The organism is Sphingomonas sp. S2-65 (assembly GCF_021513175.1).
Classification (GTDB): domain Bacteria; phylum Pseudomonadota; class Alphaproteobacteria; order Sphingomonadales; family Sphingomonadaceae; genus Sphingomonas.
The window spans coordinates 2,596,555-2,621,740 of the sequence record NZ_CP090953.1; the positions used below are offsets into that span (position 1 = coordinate 2,596,555).

The 25,186-nt window shown below is 66.1% G+C and carries 26 protein-coding genes and 1 tRNA gene; 17 read left to right on the plus strand and 10 right to left on the minus strand.

Annotated elements, in window-relative coordinates:
- Positions 1 to 15: 15 nt before the first annotated feature.
- From LZ586_RS12140 to glmM, 4 genes are read right to left on the minus strand one after another with little or no spacing between them, the layout of a single operon-like run.
- Positions 16 to 660, minus strand: a complete 645-nt coding sequence (locus LZ586_RS12140; RefSeq protein WP_235076551.1) for a ribonuclease HII — start codon at positions 658 to 660, stop codon at positions 16 to 18.
- Positions 653 to 1,810, minus strand: coding sequence for a bifunctional hydroxymethylpyrimidine kinase/phosphomethylpyrimidine kinase (thiD, locus tag LZ586_RS12145; RefSeq protein ID WP_235076552.1), 1,158 nt, complete (start codon positions 1,808 to 1,810; stop codon positions 653 to 655). The genes LZ586_RS12140 and thiD overlap by 8 nt, the downstream gene beginning before the upstream one ends.
- A gap of 4 nt (positions 1,811 to 1,814) precedes the next feature.
- Positions 1,815 to 2,039, minus strand: a complete 225-nt coding sequence (locus tag LZ586_RS12150) for a DUF1272 domain-containing protein (RefSeq protein ID WP_235076553.1) — start codon at positions 2,037 to 2,039, stop codon at positions 1,815 to 1,817.
- Positions 2,039 to 3,379 (minus strand): phosphoglucosamine mutase, encoded by a 1,341-nt coding sequence (gene glmM, locus LZ586_RS12155; RefSeq protein WP_235076554.1) that lies wholly within the window; start codon positions 3,377 to 3,379, stop codon positions 2,039 to 2,041. The genes LZ586_RS12150 and glmM overlap by 1 nt, the downstream gene beginning before the upstream one ends.
- A 71-nt stretch (positions 3,380 to 3,450) precedes the next feature.
- Between glmM and LZ586_RS12160 the strand changes: the two genes are divergently transcribed.
- The gene (locus LZ586_RS12160; RefSeq protein WP_235076555.1) at positions 3,451 to 4,719 is read left to right on the plus strand and encodes a dicarboxylate/amino acid:cation symporter; all 1,269 of its coding nucleotides are present in this window, start codon (positions 3,451 to 3,453) and stop codon (positions 4,717 to 4,719) included.
- Between the two features lie 143 nt (positions 4,720 to 4,862).
- On the opposite strand, the gene gorA is transcribed toward LZ586_RS12160, so the two are convergent.
- The 3 genes from gorA to pgi all read right to left on the minus strand — a co-directional run bounded on the left by gorA (position 4,863) and on the right by pgi (position 8,072).
- Positions 4,863 to 6,209, minus strand: a complete 1,347-nt coding sequence (gorA, locus tag LZ586_RS12165; protein WP_235076556.1) for a glutathione-disulfide reductase — start codon at positions 6,207 to 6,209, stop codon at positions 4,863 to 4,865.
- Positions 6,210 to 6,279: 70 nt separating this feature from the next.
- Positions 6,280 to 6,582 carry an alkylphosphonate utilization protein gene (locus LZ586_RS12170; RefSeq protein WP_235076557.1) on the minus strand — a complete coding sequence of 101 codons (303 nt, stop codon included), beginning with the start codon at positions 6,580 to 6,582 and terminating at the stop codon, positions 6,280 to 6,282.
- On the minus strand, positions 6,579 to 8,072 hold the full coding sequence (gene pgi / locus LZ586_RS12175) for a glucose-6-phosphate isomerase (protein ID WP_235076558.1): 1,494 nt from the start codon (positions 8,070 to 8,072) through the stop codon (positions 6,579 to 6,581). Before pgi ends, LZ586_RS12170 begins: the two co-directional genes overlap by 4 nt.
- Positions 8,073 to 8,184: 112 nt before the next feature.
- On the opposite strand from pgi, the gene lepB reads away from it, so the two are divergent.
- Genes lepB through era form a run of 3 tightly spaced genes read left to right on the plus strand, consistent with a single transcriptional unit; the run spans position 8,185 to position 10,644 of the window.
- Positions 8,185 to 9,030 (plus strand): signal peptidase I, encoded by an 846-nt coding sequence (gene lepB / locus LZ586_RS12180; protein ID WP_235076559.1) that lies wholly within the window; start codon positions 8,185 to 8,187, stop codon positions 9,028 to 9,030.
- Positions 8,985 to 9,698, plus strand: coding sequence for a ribonuclease III (gene rnc / locus LZ586_RS12185; RefSeq protein ID WP_413777341.1), 714 nt, complete (start codon positions 8,985 to 8,987; stop codon positions 9,696 to 9,698). Before lepB ends, rnc begins: the two co-directional genes overlap by 46 nt.
- Positions 9,699 to 9,741: 43 nt before the next feature.
- A complete protein-coding gene (gene era / locus LZ586_RS12190; protein WP_235076560.1) occupies positions 9,742 to 10,644 on the plus strand; it encodes a GTPase Era in 903 nt (300 codons plus the stop codon).
- A gap of 4 nt (positions 10,645 to 10,648) precedes the next feature.
- Here the strand turns inward: era and LZ586_RS12195 are convergent, their stop codons facing one another.
- Entirely contained in the window at positions 10,649 to 11,350 is a 702-nt protein-coding gene (locus LZ586_RS12195) for an NAD-dependent deacylase (protein ID WP_235076561.1), read from the minus strand.
- Between the two features lie 93 nt (positions 11,351 to 11,443).
- Here LZ586_RS12195 and LZ586_RS12200 point away from each other — a divergent pair, with 93 nt between their 5' ends.
- The 6 genes from LZ586_RS12200 (at position 11,444) to LZ586_RS12225 (ending at position 16,398) form a co-directional block, all read left to right on the plus strand.
- Positions 11,444 to 11,788 carry a fructose-bisphosphate aldolase gene (locus tag LZ586_RS12200; protein ID WP_235076562.1) on the plus strand — a complete coding sequence of 115 codons (345 nt, stop codon included), beginning with the start codon at positions 11,444 to 11,446 and terminating at the stop codon, positions 11,786 to 11,788.
- Positions 11,789 to 11,827: 39 nt separating this feature from the next.
- Entirely contained in the window at positions 11,828 to 12,556 is a 729-nt protein-coding gene (gene dapB, locus LZ586_RS12205; RefSeq protein ID WP_235076563.1) for a 4-hydroxy-tetrahydrodipicolinate reductase, read from the plus strand.
- Positions 12,553 to 13,233 carry an endonuclease III gene (nth, locus tag LZ586_RS12210; RefSeq protein ID WP_235076564.1) on the plus strand — a complete coding sequence of 227 codons (681 nt, stop codon included), beginning with the start codon at positions 12,553 to 12,555 and terminating at the stop codon, positions 13,231 to 13,233. Before dapB ends, nth begins: the two co-directional genes overlap by 4 nt.
- A gap of 45 nt (positions 13,234 to 13,278) precedes the next feature.
- Positions 13,279 to 13,355, plus strand: a tRNA-Arg gene (locus LZ586_RS12215).
- A 572-nt stretch (positions 13,356 to 13,927) separates the two neighbouring features.
- Positions 13,928 to 14,809, plus strand: a complete 882-nt coding sequence (locus tag LZ586_RS12220; protein WP_235076565.1) for an aldose 1-epimerase family protein — start codon at positions 13,928 to 13,930, stop codon at positions 14,807 to 14,809.
- 17 nt (positions 14,810 to 14,826) lie between these two features.
- Positions 14,827 to 16,398: a peptide chain release factor 3 gene (locus tag LZ586_RS12225; protein ID WP_235079800.1), complete on the plus strand. Its 1,572-nt coding sequence runs from the start codon at positions 14,827 to 14,829 to the stop codon at positions 16,396 to 16,398.
- A gap of 193 nt (positions 16,399 to 16,591) precedes the next feature.
- On the opposite strand, the gene LZ586_RS12230 is transcribed toward LZ586_RS12225, so the two are convergent.
- Both LZ586_RS12230 and LZ586_RS12235 read right to left on the minus strand, forming a co-directional pair.
- Positions 16,592 to 17,158: a YceD family protein gene (locus tag LZ586_RS12230; protein ID WP_235076566.1), complete on the minus strand. Its 567-nt coding sequence runs from the start codon at positions 17,156 to 17,158 to the stop codon at positions 16,592 to 16,594.
- Positions 17,155 to 17,667 (minus strand): ubiquinol-cytochrome C chaperone family protein, encoded by a 513-nt coding sequence (locus tag LZ586_RS12235; protein ID WP_235076567.1) that lies wholly within the window; start codon positions 17,665 to 17,667, stop codon positions 17,155 to 17,157. Before LZ586_RS12235 ends, LZ586_RS12230 begins: the two co-directional genes overlap by 4 nt.
- Positions 17,668 to 17,793: 126 nt before the next feature.
- On the opposite strand from LZ586_RS12235, the gene LZ586_RS12240 reads away from it, so the two are divergent.
- The 7 genes from LZ586_RS12240 to LZ586_RS12270 all read left to right on the plus strand — a co-directional run bounded on the left by LZ586_RS12240 (position 17,794) and on the right by LZ586_RS12270 (position 25,138).
- A complete protein-coding gene (locus LZ586_RS12240) occupies positions 17,794 to 18,282 on the plus strand; it encodes an outer membrane protein assembly factor BamE (protein ID WP_235076568.1) in 489 nt (162 codons plus the stop codon).
- A gap of 106 nt (positions 18,283 to 18,388) precedes the next feature.
- Positions 18,389 to 18,910, plus strand: coding sequence for an RcnB family protein (locus LZ586_RS12245; RefSeq protein ID WP_235076569.1), 522 nt, complete (start codon positions 18,389 to 18,391; stop codon positions 18,908 to 18,910).
- Between the two features lie 334 nt (positions 18,911 to 19,244).
- Positions 19,245 to 20,630 carry a glycosyl transferase family protein gene (locus LZ586_RS12250; protein WP_319938059.1) on the plus strand — a complete coding sequence of 462 codons (1,386 nt, stop codon included), beginning with the start codon at positions 19,245 to 19,247 and terminating at the stop codon, positions 20,628 to 20,630.
- Complete coding sequence (locus tag LZ586_RS12255; RefSeq protein WP_235076571.1) at positions 20,627 to 21,658, plus strand: hypothetical protein; 1,032 nt, start codon at positions 20,627 to 20,629, stop codon at positions 21,656 to 21,658. The genes LZ586_RS12250 and LZ586_RS12255 overlap by 4 nt, the downstream gene beginning before the upstream one ends.
- 66 nt (positions 21,659 to 21,724) lie before the next feature.
- Positions 21,725 to 22,639, plus strand: coding sequence for a sulfite exporter TauE/SafE family protein (locus LZ586_RS12260; protein WP_235076572.1), 915 nt, complete (start codon positions 21,725 to 21,727; stop codon positions 22,637 to 22,639).
- Complete coding sequence (locus tag LZ586_RS12265; protein WP_235076573.1) at positions 22,636 to 23,400, plus strand: TIGR02186 family protein; 765 nt, start codon at positions 22,636 to 22,638, stop codon at positions 23,398 to 23,400. The genes LZ586_RS12260 and LZ586_RS12265 overlap by 4 nt, the downstream gene beginning before the upstream one ends.
- Before the next feature lie 67 nt (positions 23,401 to 23,467).
- Entirely contained in the window at positions 23,468 to 25,138 is a 1,671-nt protein-coding gene (locus tag LZ586_RS12270; protein WP_235076574.1) for an ATP-binding protein, read from the plus strand.
- Positions 25,139 to 25,186: the final 48 nt, after the last annotated feature.

Here is a 25,186-nt window from a genome sequence, read left to right on the forward strand (position 1 = left end):
GGAACAGCGGGCGGCCTATTCCGCCGCGATCGCCGGGCCGAAATCCAGCTCGGCTTGCGCTACCCGCCCGAAGCTGCGGCGATGGTGGGGCGTCGGCCCCAGGACGCGCAACGCTTCCTGGTGGACCTTGGCCGAATAGCCCTTGTTCGACTTCCAGCCATAGCCCGGGTGCAGCGCGTCGAGTTCTTCCATGATGCCGTCGCGGCGATGCTTGGCGACGATCGATGCCGCGGCGATCGACAGGCACAGCGCGTCGCCGCTCACCACCGCCTGGCTCTGATGGTCCCAGTCGGGGCAGCGATTGCCGTCGACCAGCACGAAGGCAGGGCGGAAGCCGAGCGCGTCCACTGCGCGGTGCATCGCCAGCATCGTCGCCCAGAAGATGTTGATCGTGTCGATCTCTTCGACGCTGGCCATGCCCACGCCCACCTTGGCGCAGGCGAGCAGCTGCGCGCACAGGTCGGCGCGCTTGGCCGCGGTCAGCACCTTGGAATCGTCGATTCCCTCGGGGATGCATTTGGGGTCGAGCACGACAGCGGCGGCGACCACCGGCCCGGCCAGCGGACCGCGCCCGGCCTCATCGACGCCGGCAACAAGCCCCTTGTGCAAGCGCTTGTATCTACGTTCGAACTTCAGGTCAGGCCCGGCACGCTTAAGCATCGTCCAGCCGCCATGGCGGAAAGCGCCGCATCTCGCCAGCCTGATAGAGACGAATGGCATTGCCGGCGGGATCGGTCAGCCGCGCCTCGCGCCAGCCCCATTTCTCGTCGCGCGGCTCCTGGTCGAACTTGACGCCCTGCTGCTGGAGATAGGCGACGGTCACGTCCAGGTCGCCGCACTCGAGATAGACCACCGGCGCGGTATAGACCGGGTCGGTCGCCACCGAGAACGTCGCGCCGCCCTCGGTCTCGAACCGGGCATAGCGTGGGCTGGCGCGCACCACCTGGCGCATGCCGAGGAGACGATAGAAGCGCTCGCTGGCGGCCAGGTCGGTGGCAGGCACGGTCACCTGGTTCAGCATCGGCTCGAAAAAGCTCATATTGCTGTCGAGGCGCACCGCCTGCTGTCCCATCGGGCCATGCCCGCGACCAAGCCCCGGGGCTTCGCGCATCGCGATCCGCACGAACCGGCGCGCGCGCGTCACTGCCTCGGGCAGATCCCATTCCTGCGCCAATCCACAGGCGATCGCCGAAGACAGCGTGCAGCCGGTGCCATGCGTCGCATCGGTCTCGATCCGCGGTTCGGTCCAGGCGATCTCGGGCGGATCCTCGGGATCGACCGAATACAGCCGATCAGTCACGTCGGCCCCGGCGCGGTGACCGCCCTTGACCAACACCGCGCAGCCATGCGCGCGCACCAGTTCCAGCGGATCGCGGCCCAGCGCCTCCAGCTCGGGCAAGTTGGGGGTGACCACCGTGGCGCGGTCCATCAGCCGCTCGAACGCCACGATCGTCGCTTCGTCGGCCAGCCGCGCGCCGGTCGAGGCGACCATCACCGGATCGAACACCACCGGCACGCCGGGCAGCTCGGCCAGCTTCTCGGCGACTGCCAGCGCAGTCCGCGCCGATCCGATCATGCCGATCTTCACGGCATCGACGCCGATGTCGCGCACCACCGAATCGATCTGTGCCAGCACCATGTCGGTAGGCACCGCGTGCACGGCCTGTACCCCCACCGTGTTCTGCGCCGTCAAGGCGGTGATCGCGGTCATGGCATGGCCGCCCAGCATGGTGATGGTCTTGATGTCGGCCTGGATCCCGGCGCCGCCGCCTGAATCCGATCCCGCGATGATCAGCACGCGTGGCGTCATGGTATCAGCCCTGGAACCGGCGCTGGGTGGAAGCGGGATGACGCTCGAGCGCGTCGTCGACGCGCGCCGGGCGGTCGAGCAGCTCGCCGCCGCAATTCGGGCAGCGCTCGTCCAGCCGGTCGGCGCATTCCGCGCAGAAGGTGCATTCGAACGAGCAGATGAACGCGCCCGCCTCGTCCGGCGGCAGGTCGACGCCGCAGCGTTCGCAATCGGGGCGCATTTCGAGCATCAGGCCGCGGCCTCGCGCACGGCGTTGCAGATGCGGTCGACCACCGTCTCCACCTGGCCCTGGTCGTCGCCCTCCGCCATCACTCGGATCACCGGTTCGGTGCCCGAGGCGCGGATCACCAGCCGGCCATTGCCGTTCAGCTCGGCTTCGGCAGCGGCGATCACGTCCTTCACCCGCGGATCGTCGAGCGGCTTGCCGCCCTGGAATCGCACATTCTTCAAAAGCTGCGGCAGCGGGTCGAACCGGTGCAGCACTTCGCTGGCCGGCGCCCCGGCGCGGACGATTTCGGCCAGCACCTGCAACGCCGCGACCAGACCGTCACCGGTGGTGGCATAGTCGGACAGGATGATGTGCCCCGACTGCTCGCCGCCGACATTATAGCCCGAACTCCGCATCTTCTCGAGCACGTAGCGGTCGCCGACGCTGGTGCGGATCAGCCCCAGCCCCTGCGCCGACAAATGCCGCTCCAGCCCGAGGTTGGACATCACCGTCGCGACCAGCCCGCCGCCGGCCAGGCGGCCTTGGCGCGCCCAGCCGCCGGCGATCAGCGCCATCAGCTGGTCGCCGTCGACCACCTTGCCGGTCTCGTCGACTACGATCAGCCGGTCGGCGTCGCCGTCCAGCGCGATGCCGATATGCGCGCCCGATGCGACCACCGTCTCGCACAGCGTCTGCGGCGACGTGGAGCCGACACCGTCATTGATGTTCTTGCCGTTGGGGGTGACGCCGATCGCGATGATCTCGGCGCCGAGTTCCCACAATGCCGAGGGCGCGACCTGATAGGCCGCGCCATTGGCGCAATCGATGACGATCTTGAGGCCGTCGAGCCGCAGATCCGCGGGAAAGGTCGACTTGGCGAAATGGATATAGCGCCCGCCGGCATCGTCCACCCGCCGCGCGCGGCCGATCTCGCTCGACGGCGCGAGTTGTACATCGCCATCGATCAGCGCCTCGATCGCCAGCTCGTCGGCGTCCGACAGCTTGAAGCCGTCGGGGCCGAACAGCTTGATGCCATTGTCGGCATAGGGATTATGGCTGGCCGAGATCATCACGCCCATGTCGGCGCGCATCGCCTGGGTGAGCATCGCCACCGCCGGGGTCGGCATCGGCCCCACCAGCACCACGTCCATGCCGACGCTAGTGAAGCCGGCGACCATGGCGTTTTCGAGCATATAGCCCGACAGCCGCGTGTCCTTGCCGATCACCACGCGGTGACGGTGGTCGCCGCGCAGGAAGTGGCAACCCGCAGCCATGCCGACCTTCATCGCCATCGCCGCGGTCATGTTCGATGCGTTGGTGGCGCCGCGGATCCCGTCGGTGCCGAAATATTTTCTTGCCATATCGTGCGTTCTCACGCCCTTGTCGCGTTATGTGCCCGCCGTGATAGCGGCGAAAACCTCAAAGGGCGAGCATGTCGCAACCGACGCGTATTCTTCTTTCCTTGCTGGTCGGTTTGGCGATCGGCGCGATGCTCGCGGCCTATTCGCCGCAAACCGGCCTCACCGTCGCCGGCTGGGCGCAGCCGGTCGGGCAGGCATGGCTCAACGGGCTGCAGATGACTATCGTCCCGCTCGTCGTTGCGCTGCTGGTCACCGGCGTCACCGCGACGGCAGAGGCCGCGCGGGCGGGCCGGCTGGCGGGACGCGCGATCGCGCTCTACGTCCTCCTGCTGTTCCTGTCGGCGGCCATCGCCGGGCTGCTGACGCCGTTGTTCCTCCAGATCGCGCCGCTGCCCCAGGAATCTGCGGCCAGCCTGCGCGCTGCGCTGACCAACGCCGAGAAGATCGGCCCGGTGCCCCCGCTCGGCGAGTTTCTGGCCGCGATCATCCCGGCCAACATCGTCAAGGCGGCGGCGGAGAACGCGTTCATCTCGCTGATCATCTTTTCGCTGGTCTTCGCCTTCGCCATCACGCGGGTCGGCCAGGAGGCCCGCACGCTGCTGACGAACTTCTTCGTCGCCATCCGCGACGTGATGCTGGTGGTGATCGACTGGGTATTGTGGATCGGTCCGGTCGGGGTATTCGCGCTGGCGTTAGTCGTCGGCGCGAAGGCGGGCACCGGCGCGTTCGGCGCGTTGCTCCATTATATCCTGATCGTCGCCAGCGTCGGCCTGGTCATCGCGGTCCTCGCCTATCCCGTGGCGGTGATCGGCGGCAGGGTGGGCCTGGGCCGCTACATCCGCGCCGCGATGCCCAGCCAGGCAGTGGCGATCAGCACCCAATCGTCGCTCGCGACGCTGCCGGTGATGATCGAGGGCGCCGCCGCGGTCGGCGTTCCCGTAGCCGTGTCCGGCGTCACCTTGCCGCTGGCAGTGGCGATCTTCCGCGCGACCGGCCCGGCGATGAACTTCGCAGTGGCGATCTATGTCGCCAAATGGTTCGGCGTACCGCTGCATCCCGCCACCCTGATGGTCGGCGCAGTGGTCGCGGCGCTTACTTCGCTGGGGTCGGTCAGCCTGCCCGGCACGGTCAGCTATGTCAGCGCCATTTCCCCGGTCGCGGCGACGATCGGCGCGCCGATCACGCCGCTCGGGTTGCTGGTCGCGGTCGAGACGCTGCCCGACATCATGCGCACCGTCGGCAACGTCACCTGGGACCTGGCGGCGACCGTCTGGCTGTCGCGTGGCGCCGGTGACGTCCCGCGCGACCATGCGGACGCGGTACTCGCGCAGGAGTCCTAGGGGTCAAGCACTTCCCCGGCAAAGGCCGGGCCCAGCTGCCACCCGTTGGAGGCGCAAAGCCACCTCACAAACCGCATCCATACTGGGCCCCGGCCTTCGCCGGGGAATAACACGCTTTCTACGCGCCGCGTCGAGCCAGGCCGCTATTTCAGCAGCACCAGCTCCTCGGCCATCGTCGGGTGCAGCGCCACCGTCTGGTCGAACGCGTCCTTGGTCAACCCCGCCTTCACCGCCACCGCAGCGGCCTGCAGGATTTCGGGCGCATCGGGACCGATCATGTGGAGCCCCACCACGCGCCCGGTCGTGCCTTCGCACACCATCTTGTACAGCGCGCGCTCGTTGCGGTCGGCGAGCACGTTCTTCATCGCCCGGAAATCGGACTGGTAGACCGCGATCGAGCCCAGCTTGTTCTTGGCCTCGCTCTCGGTCATGCCGACGCCGGCCATGGGCGGGTGGCTGAACACTGCATTCGGGATGCAGCTGTAATCGACCTTGTGCGGCTTGTTGCCGAAGATCGTGTCGGCGAACGCCTGGCCCTCGCGGATCGCCACCGGCGTCAGCTGCACGCGGTTGGTGACGTCGCCCACTGCGAAGATGCTCTCCACCGAGCTGCGATTCTCGTCGTCGACCTTGACCGCGCCCATGTCGTCGATCTCGACTCCGACTTCCTCCAGCCCCAGGCCCGCGGTGTTGGGCTTGCGGCCGGTGGCGAACAGCACGCAATCGACTTCGATTGGTTCGAACTTGCTCAGCTCGACGCGCAACGCGCCGCCTTCGATCTGTTCGATCTTGCGGAACTCGGAATGGAACCGGAAATCGATGCCCTTGGTGATCGAGATCTGCAGCAACCGGTCGCGGATCGAATGGTCGTAGCCGCGCAGGATCACGTCGGTGCGGTTCACCAGCGTGACGTGACTGCCCAACTCGTTGAAGATGCCGGCGAATTCGTTGGCGATATAGCCGCCGCCGGCGATGAGGACGCGCTTGGGCAGCTTGTCGAGATGGAAGACCTCGTTCGAGGTGATCCCCAGCTCGCTGCCGGGGAATTCCGGCACCAGCGGATGCGCGCCGGTGGCGATCAGGATGTGCTTGGCCGAGACTTTGCGCCCGCTCGCCAGCGTCACTTCGTTCGGCCCGCTGACCGTCGCGCGCTCGTTGAAGACCTCGACCTGGTTGTTGTGCAGCGTCTGGGTATACAGCCCGTTCAGCCGGTCGACATCGGCCAGCACGTTGTCGCGCAGCGTCGCCCAGTCGAAGCGGCAGTCGGGCACGTCCCAGCCGAAGCGGCGCGCGTCCTTCAGATCCTCGGCGAAGTGCGCGCCGAAGATCAGCAGCTTCTTGGGCACGCAGCCGCGGATGACGCAGGTGCCGCCGACCCGGTACTCCTCCGCAACCGCCACCCGGGCGCCATATGCCGCCGATACGCGCGAGGCACGAACGCCGCCGGATCCTGCGCCGATGACGAATAGGTCATAGTCATAGTCGGCCATGGCGATCCTTGAATCCTGCTTCGCGTGAGCACGGGATATGGGTGGAAGTGACGGGAAATGCGAGCCGGGCTCAGCGCTTGCGGACGAACTCCGCGCGCAGCACCAGGCCCTTGATGCCGTCATACTTGCAGTCAATTTCCTGCGGATCGCCGGTCAGCCGGATCGACTTGATCAGCGTGCCCCGCTTCAGCGTCTGGCCCGCACCCTTGACGGTCAGGTCCTTGATCAGCGTGACCTGATCGCCGTCCTGCAGAAGGTTGCCGACCGAATCGCGCACCTCGACCGCGTCCCCGGTGTCCACCGCTGCAGCCGCCTGGCCGGCGGGGACCCATTCCCCGCTCGCCTCGTCATAGACATAGTCCTCGTCGCTCATGCGCCGAATGCCCGGCGCATCAGATCGGTGGTCGACGCGTCGAAGGTGCCGCCCTGGTCGGCGGCCCTGGCCATTTCCTTCCCCAGCTCCACGCCGAACTGGTCGAACGCGTTGATGCCCAGCAGCACCGCGTTCACGAAGGTGCGCTGTTCGTAGAAGGCGAGCAGCGCACCCAGCGTGCGCGGATCGAGGTCGTCGATCAGCAGCGTCGAGGACGGGCGGTTGCCGGGATAGGCGCGCGCCTTGTCCTCGGCGTCGCGTCCGGCCATCAGCGCGGCGCCTTGCGCGAACATGTTGAGCAGCAGCTGGCGGTGATGATCCTCGGCAAGCACGTCGCCCGCTTCGATCACGCCGACGAACTCCACCGGTACCAGCCGCGTGCCCTGGTGGAGCAGCTGGAACACCGCATGCTGCGCGTCGGTGCCGACGCCGCCCCAGGTGATCGGCGCGGTCGGCCAATCCACTGGCTGGCCTTCGGCGGTCACGCGCTTGCCGTTCGACTCCATCTCCAGCTGCTGGAGGTAGGAGGGCAGCAGCCGCAGCCGCTCGTCATAGGCAAAGATCGCGCGGGTCTCGCAGCCCAGCGCCTGCGTGTAATAGAGGTCGGCGAACGCGGCGAGGGCAGGGGCATTCTGCGCCAGCGGCGTCAGGCGGAAGTGGCGATCCATCTCGGCGGCGCCTTCCAGCATTTCTTCGAACGCGGTCCATCCCAGCGCCAGCGCGGCCGGGAAGCCGATCGACGACCATAGCGAATAGCGCCCGCCGACTGACTCGGAGAAAGGCAGCACGCGGGTCTCGTCGACGCCCCACTCGATTGCCTTTTCCGGCGCGGCGGTCAGCGCGATCACCTTGCCATAGGGATCCTCGACGCCGCCCTGGGCCAGCCAGGCCAGGGCGCTCTCGGCGTTCAAAATCGTTTCGGTAGTGGTGAAGGTCTTCGACGCGACCGCGACGATGGTCGCGGCAGGATCGAAATTCTTGACCGCTTCTTCCAGCGCCACGCCGTCGACGTTCGACACGATCGCCACGTCATAGCGGTCGGACTCACGTCCCAGCGCGTCAACGAGAAGCTCAGGCCCCAGTGCCGAGCCGCCGATGCCGATGTGCAGGATGTGCCGCACCGGGCCGAGCGCCTCGGCTTCGATCGCGTCGATCAGCGCGCGCATGCGGGCGTGAAAGCCCTTTGCCAGCGAGACGCTCTCAGGTGATCCTTCGCCGCGCTGCGCGGTGTGCTCGACCGCGCGGCCTTCGGTCACGTTGATCGCCTCACCCGCGAACAGCGCGTCGCGCTTGGCCGACAGCCCCATTTGTTCGGCGAGCGCCGCGAAAGCCTGAACCGCCTCGGGCGTGAGATGCGTCTTCGACCAGTCGAAATGAATGCCCGCCACATCTGCCGACAGCGTGGCGACGCGGTTGGCATCGCCCTCGAACAACTGCGCCAGCGTGCGGCGCTCGAGGTTCCGGATGGGCGACCAGTCGGGCAATGCCATGTTCATCTCCTGTAGGGCAGCATCTGCCGCACGCCCCTACGCGCCCGAAACGGTCGCGGCCACCCGTATTCATCGGCTTGACGCCACCCTTCAGCCCAAGCAGAGCAGCCTCATGGAAAACGCGCCTCCTGCCGAGCCCAACGACCAGCCCGCACGCGCGGCCTCGACTCCGGCGAAGCCCAAGTCGGAATGGAAGGATCTCGCTTCCTTCCTGGTGAAGCTGGCGCTGATCGTGTTCGTGGTGCGCAGCTTCATCTTTTCGCCCTTTTCGATCCCCAGCGAATCGATGCTGCCGCGGCTGCTGATCGGCGACTATCTGTTCATCACCAAGTGGAACTACGGTTATTCCAAGCACTCGCTGCCGTGGAGCCTTCCGCTGATCCCGGGCCGGGTGTTCCCCGGCACGCCCGCCCGCGGCGACGTGGTGGTGTTCAAGGCGCCCCCGGGCAACGACACGGACTGGATCAAGCGCGTCATCGGCTTGCCGGGCGATACCGTGCAGATGGTCGACGGCCAGCTGATCTTGAACGGGAAGCCGGTCCCCAAGCAGCATGTCGCCAATTTCGTGCTGCCGATCACGCCCAATTTTCAGCGCTGCCAGCCGCAGTTCGAGCAGATCGATGCGCAGGGCAACGCCGTCTGCGCGATCCCGCGTTTCCGCGAGACGCTGCCGAACGGCAAGCAATATGACGTGCTCGACCAGGGCATGCTGCCCAAGGACAATACCGGCGTCTACACCGTGCCCGCCGGCCACGTCTTCATGATGGGCGACAACCGCGACAATTCGATGGACAGCCGCTTCAGCCATGAAGAGGGCGGCATCGAATTCGTGCCGCTCCAGAACATCGAGGGTAAGGCGATCGTCAACTTCTGGTCGACCGATGGCAGCGCCAGTTGGCTGCTCCCGTGGACCTGGTTCACCGCCGCGCGCTGGAACCGGATCGGAGAAGGCTTCTGAGTACGCCGACGCTGGCGGACTGGCTTGCCAAGACGTTCGGCCGCAAGCCCGCTGCTCTGAGCAGCTATGAGCGGGCACTGACTCATGGCAGCCAGGCCGCCGACAATTACGAGCGGCTGGAGTTTCTGGGCGACCGGGTACTGGGGCTGTGCATCGCCGAATGGCTGTTCGAGCGCTTTCCCCAGGAGCCTGAAGGCGCATTGTCCCGCCGCCTCAACGCGCTGGTGACCGGTCCCGTTTGTGCCGAAGTCGCGCGCGAAATGGGTGTGGTGCCGCATCTCCGCCTGGGCAAGCAGGCGCGCGATGACGGCGCCGCCGACAGCGACAATGTGCTGGGTGACGTGATGGAGGCGCTGATCGGTGCCTTCTACCTGGAACAGGGCCTGGAGGCCGCGCGAGACTTCATACGCAAGGCATGGAGCGATCGCGTCGACATCCATGCCAAGGCGCCGAAGCACCCCAAATCGGCACTTCAGGAATGGGCTGCGGCGCAGAACCGGCGCGCGCCCGAATATGAGGTCGTGGACCGCTCCGGCCCGAACCACAGCCCACGCTTCACCGTGAAGGTTGCTATCGGCAAGTTCGCCGAGGCGACGGGGGAAGGCACCTCCAAGCAGGAAGCCGAAACCGAAGCGGCGGAAGCGCTGTTGAAGCAGTTGGAAAAGTGACACGTTCCTCCCGGCAGCGGGAGGGAACGCTAGGAATGCATGTATGAACATTGAAACCCAACGCTGCGGCTTGGTCGCGATCGTCGGCGCGCCGAATGCCGGCAAGTCCACGCTGGTGAATGCTCTGGTGGGGCAGAAGGTCGCGATCGTCTCGCCCAAGGCGCAGACCACGCGTACCCGGCTGATGGGCCTGGCGATCCAAGATGAGACCCAGCTGCTGCTGGTCGACACTCCCGGCATCTTCACGCCAGAGCGGCGGCTCGACCGAGCGATGGTCGCCGCTGCCTGGGATGGCGCCAAGGATGCCGATGTGATTGCACTGGTGGTGGACGGCAAGGCCGGCGTCGGCAGCAAGGTCCAGGCGATCATCGAGAGCCTGGCCGCGCGTCCCGAGCCCAAGATCCTGATCCTCAACAAGGTCGATGTCGCCGACAAGCCGCGCCTGCTCGGCCACGCCGCCAAGCTTAACGAGGCATTCGCGTTCGAGGAGACCTTCTTCGTCTCGGCGCAAACCGGCGACGGCGTCGAGGAGATGAAGGCAGCGCTCGCCGCGCGCATGCCCCAGGCGCCCTGGCACTTTCCCGAGGATCAGGTCTCCGATGCCACCGACCGCATGCTCGCCGCCGAAGTCACCCGCGAGCAGCTCTATCTCCAGCTTCACGCCGAGCTTCCCTATGCCTCGGCAGTCGAGACCGAGAAGTACAGTGAGCGCGAGGACGGCTCGGTCGAGATCCACCAGCAGATACTCGTCGAGCGCGACACCCAGCGCGCGATCGTGCTCGGCAAGGGCGGCACGCGCATCAAGGAAATCGGCGCCCGCGCCCGCGCCGAGCTGTCGCGGGTCATGGGAGTTCCGGTGCACCTCTACCTGCACGTCAAGGTGAAGCCGGGCTGGGAGAATGACCGCTCGCTCTACCGCGAGATCGGGCTCGACTGGGTCGAATAGCCGCTCAGCTGCTCAGCACGCCTTCGACCCAGGCCGGCACCAGCGTGCCGGCTGTGCCCATCCGGCTCTCGTCGAACCAGATGCTACCCTCCGAGGGATCAAGATTAAGCTCAAGCGTCTGCGCGCCGTGATGCTTGGCGGTCCGCACGAACCCCGCGGCCGGGTAGACCGCGCCTGAGGTTCCGATCGACACGAACAGGTCAGCCTGTGCCAACGCCGCTTCGATCGCGTCCATATGGTACGGCATCTCGCCGAAGAACACGATGTCGGGCCGCAGTGCCGCCATCTGGCAGGCGGGGCAGGGGGTGCCGGGAGGAAGCGGCGCCTGCCACGGCACCCGCGTCCCGCACGAAGCGCACAGCGCTGAAGTAAGCTCGCCATGCATGTGGATCATGCGCGTCGATCCGGCGCGCTCGTGCAGATCGTCGACATTCTGCGTGACCAGCAGCAGCCCGCCCGGCCACTCGGCATCCAGCCGCGCCAGCGCCTCGTGCGCGGCGTTGGGCTGAACCGTGCCGAGCTTCGCGCGCCGGTCATCATAGAAGCGGTGCACCAGCTCGGGCTGCCGCCACAGCGCCTCGGGCGTGCAGACATCCTCGACCCGATGCCCTTCCCACAGCCCGCCCGGACCGCGAAAGGTAGCCACGCCGCTCTCGGCTGACACGCCGGCGCCGGTGAGGATCACGATGTTCTGAATGTCGCCCATGGCTGCAAAGGTAGTGGGTCGCTGGGCCGGTCGCCACGCCGCTGCCGCAATCGCCCCGCAGCTTCCCCGCTGAACCGCTGGGGACGCCGGGTCATGCTGATTGTCGCGTTGCTGCTTTCGTCCGCCGTGCAGGACCGACCCAGGGCATTTCCGGGCGGGGACGAGACGATCCCGCCGGTCCTGCCCAAACGCAGCTGCCAGCCGGTAGCGGGTGAGGACGTGGTGGTCTGCGGCAAGGCCGATCCCGACCGTTTGCGCGTCCGCACCATCGAGGCCGATCCCTACCGCGAAAAGCCGCTGCGGGCCGAATTCGACCTTCGCGGGGTTGGCAAGGCCGATGTGCAGGCGGTGCAGCGGACCTTTCCCGGCGCTAGCGTTCCCGGTGTGATGTTCTCGCTCAAGATGCCGTTCGGCAAGAAGAAGGACCAGGACGAATAACCCTGTCGCTTGGCCGTTCGCTGGTGCAAAAGCGCGGCCATGACTAGCATCGGTATCTTTGGCAGCATGGGACGGATGGGACAGGCGATTGCGGAGGTCGCGCCCGAACTGAACGCGCCAGTCGCCGGCGGGTGCGATATGGGTGGGGACGCCGACGCACTTGCCCGCAAGGCCGATACGCTGGTCGACTTCTCCGCTCCTGCGGCTTTGGAGGCGCATCTGGCCTCTGCGCGAGCCGCCGGCACCCCGATCATGATCGGCACCACCGGGCTTGGCGCCCGGCACCACGCCCTGATCGACGAAGCTGCGCGCGACATCGCCGTACTCCAGACCGGCAATACCTCGCTGGGTATCGGCCTGCTCTCGCACCTCGTGCGCGAAGCCGCGGCACGGCTCGGTGCCGACTGGGATATCGAGATCGTCGAGATGCACCACCGCAACAAGGCCGATGCCCCCTCTGGCACGGCGCTGATGCTTGGGGAGGCCGCAGCCAAGGGCATTGGCACGACGTTGAGCGAAGCCGGCGTGCAAGGGCGCGCCGGGCTGACCGGCCCGCGCGCTAACGGCACGATCGGCATGGCGTCGCTTCGCGGCGGATCGGTGGTTGGCGATCACACCGTCGTCTTCGCCACCGCCGGCGAGCGGATCGAACTCATCCACCGCGCCGACGACCGCGCGATCTTCGCCCGGGGCGCGGTGCGTGCCGCGCTCTGGCTCGCCGGCCGTGCTCCCGGCCGCTACACGATGGATCAGGTTCTCGGCGTGTGAAGAAGGCGGAGGTCGTTCAATTCTTCGCACGCCTCGCCGAAGACAATCCGCACCCCAAAACCGAACTCGAATCGGTAAACGCCTTCACGCTGCTGGTGGCGGTGGTGCTCTCGGCCCAGATGACCGACGCCGGTGTCAACAAGGCGACGCGTCGGCTCTTCGCCGAAGCCGACACGCCCGAGAAGATGGCGGCATTGGGTGAAGAGACGCTGCGCGACCGGCTGAAGACGATCAATTTCTACAACACCAAAGCCAAAAACGTTCTTGCGCTGAGCCGCGCCCTGATCGAGCAGCATGGTGGCGAAGTGCCTGCCGAGCGCGAGCAACTCGAAGCGCTGCCGGGCGTCGGCCGCAAGACGGCGAATGTCGTGCTGAATTCTGCCTTTGGACGCGAGACCTTCGCGGTCGACACGCACATCTTCCGCGTCTGCAATCGCATCCGCCTCGCTCCCGGCAAGACCCCGCTTGCGGTCGAATTGAAGCTCGAAAAAGCAGTGCCGCAGCCTTTCCGGCTGCATGCGCATCATTGGCTGATTCTGCACGGCCGCTACACGTGCAAGGCGCGGACGCCGGAATGCTGGCGCTGCGCCGTCGTCGACCTTTGCCCCTACAAGCCCAAGACGCCGCCGCCCACGACCCGCACCCCGCGCGCATCGAAGCCTGTCGAGCAACCATAAATCGACTGGCGCCACCTGCCAGCCTTTGCTAGGCGCTTGGCGGACGCACCCGTAGCTCAGCTGGATAGAGCGCTGCCCTCCGAAGGCAGAGGCCACAAGTTCGAATCTTGTCGGGTGCACCAGCAACAATCTTCGGTACGAACCTGTCGGAGACGCCGCCGCCCATCCTGCGGTCAAACATCCATGCCGAACGCTGGCTTTGGTGTGCCAATCCCGAACATCTTGCTGAAGGATGATGCTCGCGGACGGAGAAACGAACGGGTTCGCGCCCGCTTCGAGAAGGTGGACCACCTTGCCGGGGAAAGCGCAGGCTGACATCCGCGCTCCTGCACAGGACGTAATCAGGTCCGATGGAATGGACGAACTGAACCAGGCCGTCTGGATCCGCCGGGTATGTCCTGAGCGACGCGTGACTATCCCCCTCGACGATATGCCAATGAAGCCCGGGCGTTGAATCGAACCCCTTCAGCTGTTCAGGCGCGATGCCGGTGTTTCGCCACAACGGCGGTACGAGGATGTGGACCTCAGCCTCGGTGGCAAGGCTCTTGATCAGCGGGGCAACGTTGTTGTCGAACCACCAGGGGGTGACCACCGGCAGGTAGAAAAGGGCTTTGGCCATATAGCTATGATAGTAAACGCGCGGCGCTCGCGGGCCGGGCACCGCCAAAATCATTTGCAGCGCCAAGGAGCTTCCATGACCGACTTCGCGATGATCGAGATTGCTTCGGACCAGCTTAGCGCCGCCATCAACCCGTTCGGCGCGGAGTTGTCGCACCTGCGCGACGCCAGCGGACGAGAGCTGATGACTGATGCCGACCCCGCTTTCTGGACCGGGCGGGCGCCGCTGTTGTTCCCCATCGTCGGACGGCTCTCCGGGGATCGATATCGGCTCGATGGTCAGGAATATGCCCTGCCGCAGCATGGCTTCGCCCGGCGACAGGCGTTCGAAGTCGCGGCGCAAAGTGCGTCGCGGGCAGTGCTACGGCTGACCGACAATGATGCAACGCGCGCAGTGTATCCGTTCGCCTTCACGTTCGACGCGGCCTACACGCTCGACGGCGCGACGCTGGCGATCGACGTGACCGTCACCAATCGTGACGACCGGCCGATGCCGGCCAGCTTCGGCTTCCATCCGGCCTTTGCCTGGCCGTTGCCGTTCGGCCTTCCGCGCGAGGCCCACCGGATACTGTTCGAAAAGCCGGAGCCCGCCGGACTCGCCGCGATCGTGCCGGGCGGCTTGATCGGCCCGCAAAGACTTCCGTCGCCGCTGCATGCCCGCGAATTGCCGCTAGACGATGCCTTGTTCGCCCATGACGCGCTGGTCTGGACCGAACTCGAAAGCCGCAAGCTGCGCTATGACGGCGGCAGCGGGCCAGGGCTGGACATCGGCTTCGAAGGCATGCCGAAGCTCGGCATCTGGACCAAGCCCGGGGCGCGGTTCATCTGCGTCGAGCCGTGGCACGGCATCGCTGACCCCGAAGGTTTCGACGGCGAAATATGGGACAAGCCTGGCATGCTTCGCTTTGAACCGGCCGAGGCGCGGACGTTCAGCATGCAGGTGACGTTGGCGGCGTGAACCGCTACAGCGCCGCGATGCCTTCCCCCCAAGACCGCCGTACCTTCGCGATCATCTCCCATCCTGACGCGGGCAAGACCACGCTCACCGAAAAGCTGCTGCTGTTCGGTGGCGCGATTCATTTGGCCGGCGAGGTCAAGGCGCGCGGCCAGGCGCGTCGCGCCCGCTCGGACTGGATGAAGATCGAGCAGCAGCGCGGCATCTCGGTCACCAGCTCGGTGATGACGTTCGAGCGGCAGGGGATCACCTTCAATCTGCTCGATACGCCGGGCCACGAAGACTTTAGCGAAGATACTTATCGCACTCTCACCGCCGTCGATTCGGCGGTGATGGTGATCGACGTCGCGAAGGGCATCGAGAGCCAGACACGGAAGCTGTTTGAGGTCTGCCGGCTTCGTAACGTCCCCATCATCACCTTCGTCAACAAGGTCGACCGCGAAGGGCGCGAGGTGTTCGACATTCTCGACGAAGTGGCGAACCTGCTCCAGCTCGACGTTACGCCGATGACCTGGCCGGTCGGCATGGGCGGCACGTTCGAAGGGATCTTCGACCTCGCCACCAACCGCCTGCTGCTTCCCGAAGGGGACAGCCGCGAGTTCCAGGGCAAGGTGATCCAGACCAGCGGCCTCGACGATCCACAGCTCGACGCAATCGTCAGTCCTGAAAACCTCGCCAAGCTGCGCGACGATGTCGAGCTGGCCCAGGCAGGCTACCCCGAATTCGATGGCGAAGCGTACCGTAACGGCGATCTGACGCCGGTGTATTTCGGATCCGCGCTCAAGGAGTTTGGAGTCGATTCGCTGATCGAGGCGATTGCCGAGTTCGCGCCTCCGCCGCACGCCCTGCCTGCCGAGCCCGCGCCAGTCGCGCCGGATGCCGGCCAGGTCTCCGGATTTGTGTTCAAGGTTCAGGCGAACATGGACCCCAATCACCGCGATCGCATCGCCTTCATGCGGCTGGTGTCGGGTACCTTCAAGCGCGGCATGAAGCTGACGCCCACGGGGCACGGCAAGCCGATCGCGATCCATTCGCCGATCCTGTTCTTTGCCCGCGAGCGCGAACTTGCCGACGAAGCCTATCCCGGCGACATCATCGGCATTCCCAATCACGGTGTGCTGCGCGTGGGCGACACGCTGTCGGAAAAGGCGGATGTGCGCTTCACCGGCCTGCCAAATTTCGCGCCCGAGATCCTGCGCCGCGTGCTGCTAAAGGATCCGACCAAGACCAAGCAGTTGCGCAAGGCGCTGGACGACATGGCGGAAGAGGGCGTGACCCAGGTCTTCTATCCCGAGATCGGCTCGAACTGGGTCATCGGCGTGGTCGGACAGCTCCAGCTGGACGTGCTACTCAGCCGGCTCGATGCCGAGTACAAGGTAGCGGCAGGGCTTGAGATGGCGCCGTTCGAGACCGCGCGCTGGATCTCCAGCGACGATCCGGCCGCGCTCAAGGAGTTCGCCGAGCTGAATCGCGGGGCGATGGCCAAGGATCGCGACGGCAATCCGGTGTTCCTTGCGAAGTCCGCCTGGGAGGTCGGCTATATCGCCGACCGTTATTCAAAGGTGACCTTCGCCGCGACACGCGAGCGCTGACACGAAAAGAGCCGGACAGCCTCGCGGCCATCCGGCTCCCGTGCGACCCGAAGAGCTGCGCCCTCGGAACCCCTGCTATATGGCCGAGGGCCGTCGCGGACGCGATCCGGGACAAATGCGCCTCGGAACAGTACCGGCCCGGGCGTTTCCCGTGCGGAGCTCTACTTAAGCGGTCTGGCCGCGCGGCCGGCGCTCAAGCTTTTCCCAGCTTGTCTTTCAACGCAGCTAGACCGCCGAACGGGCCCGTTTCCGCCGCCTGGCGCCTGGCCTCCTCCTCACTGATCACCCCGGCTTCGCGCAACGCCGCGGCGGCGTTGGGGCTGCGCGGATAGGGATCGAGACCCAGGGCAAGCGTTTCGGCGGCCGCCTCGCCCAGATCGATGGTGCCGCCGGTGTAGAATACCGTGTCGCACTCGTCGGCGCTCAACTCGAACTCATCTTCGCCCGCCGCGCCATCGCTCGGCTCGGGCACGAAGCGAATGGCGAAATCTTCCTCGATACGCACCGGCAGCGGCTCGTCGGTGACGATGCATGCCTGAGTAACCGCGCCGGAGACATGCCCACGGGCGACCACGCCGGCGGCATCCCGGCGCAAGGTGAACTGCGCTTCCAGTCTCTCGACGGACACGATGTCGAACCGCCGGGCGAGCGCAGCGCGTTCCTCGGGCTCGGCATGAATATCGACCTTGCTTTCGCCTGCGCCGATCTGGTCGAGGCGGAGAGGGCGCGACAATTCGGGGTTCACAGCGTCGGAGGTCATCGGGGCAACTCGCCAGCGGTCAAAGTGGAAAGGGAGGTGGCGTTGAGCCGGTCGCGAAGCGCCAGCAACTGCCCCTCGACATGCGCGCGCGCTGCCTCGTCCGGCACGTGCCCGCGATACACGTTGCGGTCGATCACGGCGCGGAAGGATCCTTCGGCCAGTCCGGTGCGGAACGCGCCCAGACGTCCGCCGAGCATGCCCATCATCTTGCCCATGTGCTTGCCGACGACGACATCGCCGATGCCGATCTCGCGCAACTGCCCATCCATGTCTTCGATGAAGCACTCGGCGAGCACGGTGCTGGATGCGATCCCTTCCGGCTCGGCTTCGAGTCGGAGCAACACCATCGCCAGCACCGCCGCGATCATGTCGAAGCGCCCGTCGATCGTGTCGGGGACGGCACCCTCGCGATACCAGTGAGGCGCGCGGCCAAGCGCCACGACCTGATCGTAGAGAAGCGGAGCGGTGCCGCGGTCTGGCTTGCCGAACAGCCGCTGGAACATGCGCATCGTCGTGTCTTGTCCACCTGAACGGGAAGCGGCCTTGTTTGGCCGCATTTTGCTGCATATTGAGGCGAATGGCGTGCGATGCAATCCGCACGCGCGTGCTGTCGCGTAGATCGTCTGGAGACTCTGATGCCGAACCCCGTCCGCCTGGCCGCCAGTACCGCGCTGCTCGCCGCTGCCTTGGGCGCTGCTGCCTGCACGCCGACCCGTACGCATCAGGGTTATGTCGTGGACAAGGAGCTGGTCGACGCCATCCAGCCCGGCATCGACAATCGCCAGTCGGTGCTGCAGACGCTGGGCCAGCCGACCCTGACCAGCCAGTTCAACAAGGGCGAATGGTATTACGTCTCTCGCGACAGCAGCAACTTCGGCTTTCAGGATCCCAAGGCGCGCACGCAGATGGCCCTGCGCGTGCGATTCGATGACACGGGCAACGTCCTGGGCGTCGATCGTATGGACGAAAAGCTGATTGCGAACGTGGGGACCTACGGCAAGACCACGCCGACGCTGGGCCGCGAGCGCGGGTTCTTCGAGGACCTGTTCGGCAATATCGGCACCGTCGGTGCACCCGGCATGGGTGGCGGGGGCGGCGCTGGCGGCGGGGGCGGCGGCCAATAATCTTCCTGTCTCATAGCTGACGGTTGCGTTCCCGCGTCGTTCAGCGTCGATCCTCCAGGAACGCGGGGTGCCGGCGAAACCGCCGGTGTCATGCAAGGAGGATGACATGAGGAAATTCATCACGGCGGCATTGCTCACCGCCGTCGCACTGCCTGCCGCAGCGATGCCGGGCGTTGCCAGCGCTCAGTCCAGCCGCGAGCTGCGTGGCGACCGCCAGGACATTCGCGAGGAACGCCGCGAGTTGCGAGACGCGTACCGCCGCGGCGATCGCAGCGATATCCGCGAGGAGCGGCGCGACGTACGCGAAGCGCACCGCGAGTATCGCGAGGATTTGCGCGACCGGAACCGCAACTGGGGCCGTGACGATTGGCGCGGCTACCGTTCCAACAATCGCACCGTGTTCGCCCGCGGTGCTTGGAATGCCCCGTTCCGCTACACCCGCTTTCGCCCAGGGGCCCGCATCGGTGCGCCATATTATGGCGGACGGTATGTGATCGCCGATCCTTGGCGCTATCACCTGCCGCGTGCGGGTCGGTACCAGAATTGGGTGCGTCACTATAATGACGTGCTGCTGATCGACACGCGCCGCGGGGTCGTCGTCAACGTTCTGCCCGGCTTTTACTGGTAAGTGGTGCACCCGGGCGGTGTCCGCCGCCCGGGGATTCGGCCGCGCCGATGCGGGCGGCGCGGCCGGTGTCCTGTTCGACACAGTCCAAAAGGGTAAGGACCGGTGGTCCTAACGCGCTGCTAAGCAATTCGGTCCGGCAGCCACGGCTTTTCGTGATTTCTCTCGCCCCCGCAAACGACTCGAAATCAAGATACGGACCGCCGCGTTAAGCCATGTAATATGTCCGAAATAGACAGATGTAATACCTGGCGCGTGAATCGACTTGCTACGACGCGGGACTGGCGAGATAAATAGCCTCCGAATCGGATCAACGGTCGAGGGGCGGACCATGATCATGACAGTCGTAGATGCTGCGGCACGTGAGGCAACGCTGTTTGCCGCTGTGTGGTTCATCTTGGGTGGTATCGATGATTTGTTGGTCGATATCATCTTTGGTATACGGTTGCTGATACTGCGGCTGCCGACTTCTACCCGACGAGGACCGGTCGCCGCTTTATCCGAGTTGCAGCCTGCGCCCGCGAGGATCGCGATATTTCTAGCGGCTTGGGATGAGTCCGCTGTCATCGGGCAGATGCTGCGGGCAACATTGTCGCGGTTCGACTATGCCGATTATCGGATTTACGTCGGCTGCTACCCGAACGATCCGCAGACGATTGCAGTCGTACGCGACGTAATGGCCGCCGATCCCCGGGTGCGGATGGTCATCGGCCCGACGCCTGGACCGACCACCAAGGCCGATTGCCTCAACGCCATCTGGTTCGCCATGAGGGCGGATGAAGCGCGCGACGGCGATCGCTTCGCCGCCGTCATGCTCCATGATGCCGAGGATGTGGTGCATCCGCGCGAGCTCGCGGTCGTGGCTGGCTTGCTCGATCGCTTCGCCGCCGTGCAGATCCCGGTGCTACCCTTGCGTCATCCGCGCTCGCTGTTCGTGTCCGGCCATTATCTTGATGAGTTCGCGGAAGCCCATGGCAAGCAGCTGCTGGTGCGCCAGGCGATCGGCGCGGGACTTCCGCTCGCGGGTGTAGGTTGCGCTATCCGCCGGGACTTCATCGATGCGATCGCCTCAGACCGCGGCGGCATTCCGTTCGACGCCTCCAGTCTCACCGAGGATTATGAGCTTGGGCTATCTATCGGCGCAATGGGCGGGCGAACGATCCTCGCGCGGGTGGCGGATCCCCATACGGGCGATCTCGTCGCCGTCCGGGCGTATTTCCCGCACCAGGTACATGCGGCGGTCCGACAAAAGGCGCGGTGGATGACTGGAATCGCGCTTGCCGGCTGGGACCGGACGGGCTGGGCACCGCCCCGGCACCTTGGTGATCACTGGATGCGGATGCGCGACCGGCGGACGACGCTGGCGATCCCGGTGCTGGTGGTCGCCTATTGCGCCCTGGTGCTGTGGGGGCTGTCCTGGACCGGGCATGCGCTCTTCGGCGGTGCTGGTCCGAACGTGCCGCCCGCGCTCGCCTGGGTCCTGCGTCTCAACGCGCTGCTGCTTGCCTGGCGGACGGCGGTGCGGGCGCTGTTCGTGTACCGCGCTTATGGATGGCGCGAAGCCGCCCTGTCGGTGCCACGCACCATGGTGGCCAACTACATTGCGCTTCTCGCCGCCAGGCGCGCGTTGTTCCTGTACCTCGGCATCCTGGCGGGTGGCGCGCCGCGATGGGAGAAGACCGCGCATCACTTTCCGGACGACACGAAGCTTGCCGAAGCGTGACCGGCCGCGGCCGGCCGCTGCGCTTTCTGGCGCTGATCCTGAGCGGGTGGATCGGGTTCCGCACGGTAGAGCGCTGGCCGGACGGCGCTTCGCTGCCCGACGGGCTAAAGGCATTGTCTCCCTTGCCGCTATCGGCAGAAGCGCGACCGCGGCTTCGGATGCCTCGCCCCGTGGAGACACTCCCAGCCGAACGGGCGCCGGCGCTGACGCTGCCATCATCGAAGGCGCTCGTCTCCACCCAACTTGCCACGCCCACCCGCGCCTTCGCAAAGCCATCTCGCGCCCTCATCACATTCATTGGAAAGACGGCGCCAGGATTGCCGCGGATCATCCTCGGCGCCTCGATACCCACTCCGTCGCCGACGCTCCTTGCGCAACCCGCCAGCCTGCCACCTTCGCCGGACCGGTGGTCGGTAAGCGCCTGGGCCGTAGTGCGCCCGGGTGCGGGTCTGGGCGCAGCTCCTGGCGGTGGCCAGCTCGGAGGAAGCCAGGCGGGAGTCCGCGTGGCGTGGCTGATCGCGCCAGCTGCGCGCATCGCCGCTTTTGGACGTGCTACCACCCCGATGCGCGGCCGTGGCGCGGAGGCCGCACTCGGGCTCGAATGGCAACCCAGCCGAGCGCCGCTGCGACTGGTGATCGAGCGCCGCGTCGGTTTGGATGGAACGCGCGGAGGTTTCGGCGCAGGGGTCGTCGGGGGGACCGATGGCGAGATCGCCCCCAGCTTTCACCTGGAGAGCTACGGGCAGGCAGGCGCGATCCGCCGCGACCGGATCGAGCCTTATGCCGATGGTGCGGCGCGCCTCACGCGACGGGTCGGTCGCGTTGGGCCCTTGAGGCTTGCGGTCGGTGCCGGCCTATGGGGTGCGGCGCAACGTGATGCCGCACGATTGGATGTCGGACCGTCCGTGACCGTGGGAGTGCCCATCAGGGGCCGATCGGTGCGAATGGCACTGGATTGGCGACAGCGTGTCGCCGGCGATGCCCGCCCGGGTTCGGGCCTGGCGCTCACCCTCGGGGGCGACTTCTAGCCGATCGGCCATCCGGATCGCGTGCGGCTTTTGCAAGCGGGGCCAAACACGGTATCTCCGCGTGCAATGGACCTGTACCTCCCTATCGCCAATCTGTCGGTGAACGCGCTCGTCATCGTCGCCCTGGGTCTGGGCGTCGGGCTGCTCTCCGGCATGTTCGGAGTCGGCGGCGGATTTTTGACGACTCCGCTGCTGATTTTCTACGGCATCCCGCCCACGGTGGCGGCCGCATCTGCGGCAAGCCAGGTAACCGGGGCCAGCGTGTCGGGGGTGTTCGCGCACTTCCGCCGTGGCGGCGTCGACGTCCATATGGGCGCGGTGCTGGTCGTCGGCGGCGTCCTCGGTAGCATCGCCGGCGCTGGGCTGTTCACCATGCTTCAGGCAAGCGGCCAGATCGATACCGTGATCGGCATCCTCTACGTGCTGATGCTCGGGTCGATCGGCGGGCTGATGTTTCAGGAATCGGTCGGCGCCGTCCGGGTCGCACGCGGTGCTCGCGCTGCCAAGCCGCGGAAGCGGCGCCATCATCCCCTGGTGGCGATGCTGCCGCTACGGTGGCGCTTCTACAGGTCGGGGCTGTACATCTCGCCACTGGCGCCGCTGATCCTGGGCTTCTGCACCGGCGTGCTGACAGTGTTGCTGGGCGTGGGTGGCGGGTTCATCCTCGTGCCGGCCATGCTGTACCTGCTCGGCATGGGCACGCAGGTGGTGGTCGGCACCTCGCTGTTCCAGATCCTGTTCGTCACTGCCGCGGCGACTCTGGTCCACGCGACTACCACCAAGGCGGTGGACATCGTGCTCGCGGCATTGCTGCTGCTCGGCTCGGTCACCGGCGCCCAGCTCGGCGCACGCTTCGCCCAGAAGATGCGGCCCGAATATCTCCGCCTTGCCCTCGCCGTGATGGTGCTGATCGTCGCCCTGCGGATGTTCCTCGGCCTCGTCTGGCGGCCGGATGAAATCTACTCGGTCGAATTGTCATGAGGCGGGCGTGGCTTGCGGTAGCCGCCGCGCCCTTGCTGATGGGGCAGGCGCAGCCGGTGCTCGTTCCAGACGTGTCGCAGCGCGCTATCGAGATAGCCTACAGCTTCACCGGCGCCGAGCTGCTGCTCTTCGGTGCCATTCTCTATCCCGACAGCCCCGCACCCGATCATAACCGTGCGGGTGCCGACATCGTCATCGTGGTGAAGGGACCGACCGAATCGGTGCTTGTCCGCGAAAAGGAGAAGTTCGCGGGCATCTGGGTGAACGCAGATCGCATGCGCTATCGGTCGGCACCCAGTTTCTATGCCATCGCATCGTCGCGACCGGTCCGCGAGCTGGTCGACGACCGTACCCGCGCAATCTACGAGCTGGGCCTCGACAGCCTCCAGCTTTCCCCAGCCTCGGGTGCCTCCCCCGACGTCCAGTCCCGGTTCGACGCCGGAATGGTCGACCTGCGCAGCCGCCGCGGCCTGTATTACGAAGCCTCCAGGGCGGTGGAGATCACCGACGGGGTACTTTATCGCGCCCGGCTCCACATCCCGGCACGCGTTCCCGTCGGTAAGTTCACCGCCGAGACCTTTCTTATCCGCGACGGCAGGGTACTCGCCGCGGCGGTGCGGCCGATCGACATCCGCAAATCCGGGTTCGAGCGCTTCGTCGCTCGCTCGGCCGACCGCCACTCGTTGGCCTATGGACTGACCGCGGTGCTCTTGTCGGTGCTGCTCGGCTGGGGTGCTGGCGCCTTATGGCGCCGCTTCTAGCGCGCTAACCAAACCCAATCTTTACTTCCCGACGTCATAACTCTGCCGAATCGTGTGGGAGTATCCGATGGACGGTCATTTCGGCGGACGCGTTTTCGATCCGGCGAACGCACACCCTGCAGGGGAGGCGTTGTCGGCGCGCGTGCTGAAGCCGATCGGTGCCGTCATCGAAGTCGCTGGCTCGTCCAGCCGTATCATGCTCGACCCTGCCGAACTGGACGCACTCGCGGGCAGCAGCGATGCCGCGGTCGCCCATGCCGGACAGATGGGCAGTCAGGTCAAGGTGCGCGTGGGGGGCACCTGGCTGATCGCCAATGTCCGCTCGATGAAGCTCGATGGCAGCGGCGATCGGATCGTCGCTCAGATCGATTTCCTCGGCGAAGGCGATGAGGAGAAGCTCACCGGCAAGCTCTACAAGTTTCGCCGCGGCGTCACCCGCTACCCGACGCCGGGCGCGCTGATCTTCCCGGTGTCGACGCTGGATCTCAAGCAGATCTACGCCGCAGAGGACCGTGCCCATATCGAGGTCGGCAACGTCTATCCGACCAAGGATATTCGCGCCGCGCTGTACATCGACGCGATGCTCGGCAAGCACTTCGCGCTGCTCGGCTCTACCGGCACCGGCAAGTCGACTGCCGCGGCGCTGATCCTGCACCGCATATGCGAACTGGCGCCGCAGGGGCACATCGTCATGATCGATCCGCACGGCGAATATGCCAGCGCGTTCAAGACGACGGGCGCCCTGTTCGACGTCTCCAACCTGCAGATGCCGTACTGGCTGATGAACTTCGAGGAGCATTGCGAGGTCTTCGTGACCACGCGCGGTGCTGACCGCCAAGTCGATGCCGACATCCTCGCCAAGTGCCTGTTGCTCGCCAAGGGCAAGAACCGCCTTGCCGCCGAGATCGGCAAGCTCACCGTGGACGCGCCGATCCCGTACCTCCTGTCCGACCTTACTCAGATCCTCCAGCTGGAAATGGGCAAGATGGACAAGGCGACGGACACTGCGCCCTATCTGCGCCTGCGCAGCAAGATCGACGAGATCAAATCGGACCCGCGCTACGCCTTCATGTTCTCCGGCATGTTGGTAGCCGATTCGATGGCCGCATTCCTGGCGCGCATCTTCCGCCTCCCGGGGGGTGGCAAGCCCATCTCGATCATCGACGTATCGGGCGTGCCCAGCGAGATCACTTCCGTGGTCGTCGCCGTTCTCTCACGCATGGTGTTCGACTTCGCGATCTGGTCGCGCGGTGAGTCCAAGCGGCCGGTGCTGCTCGTGTGCGAGGAAGCACACCGCTATGTGCCCAATGAACGTAATGCCGACGGATCGTCGGTTGGCCGCATCCTCAGCCGCATCGCCAAGGAAGGCCGCAAGTACGGCGTGTCGCTCGGCCTGATCACGCAGCGCCCGTCCGACCTAGCCGAGGGCGTGCTTTCTCAATGCGGCACCATTCTGTCGATGCGCCTCAACAACGAGCGCGACCAGGCATTCGTGCGCGCGGCGATGCCTGAGGGCGCGCGCGGCTTCCTCGACTCGATCCCGGCGCTCCGCAACCGCGAATGCATCGCGGTGGGAGAGGGCGTCTCCACTCCGGTGCGCCTGCTGTTTGATGCGCTCGAGGAATCCAAGCGCCCGGCATCCGAAGATCCGCTCTTCTCGCAGCTATGGCGGGAGACCGGCGGCGAGGACCAGATGCTCGACCGCACCATCCGCCGCTGGCGCTCGCAAGGAAAGTAGGACCGCTTCTCCCTCTCCCGCTTGCGGGAGAGGGTAGGGGTGAGGGTT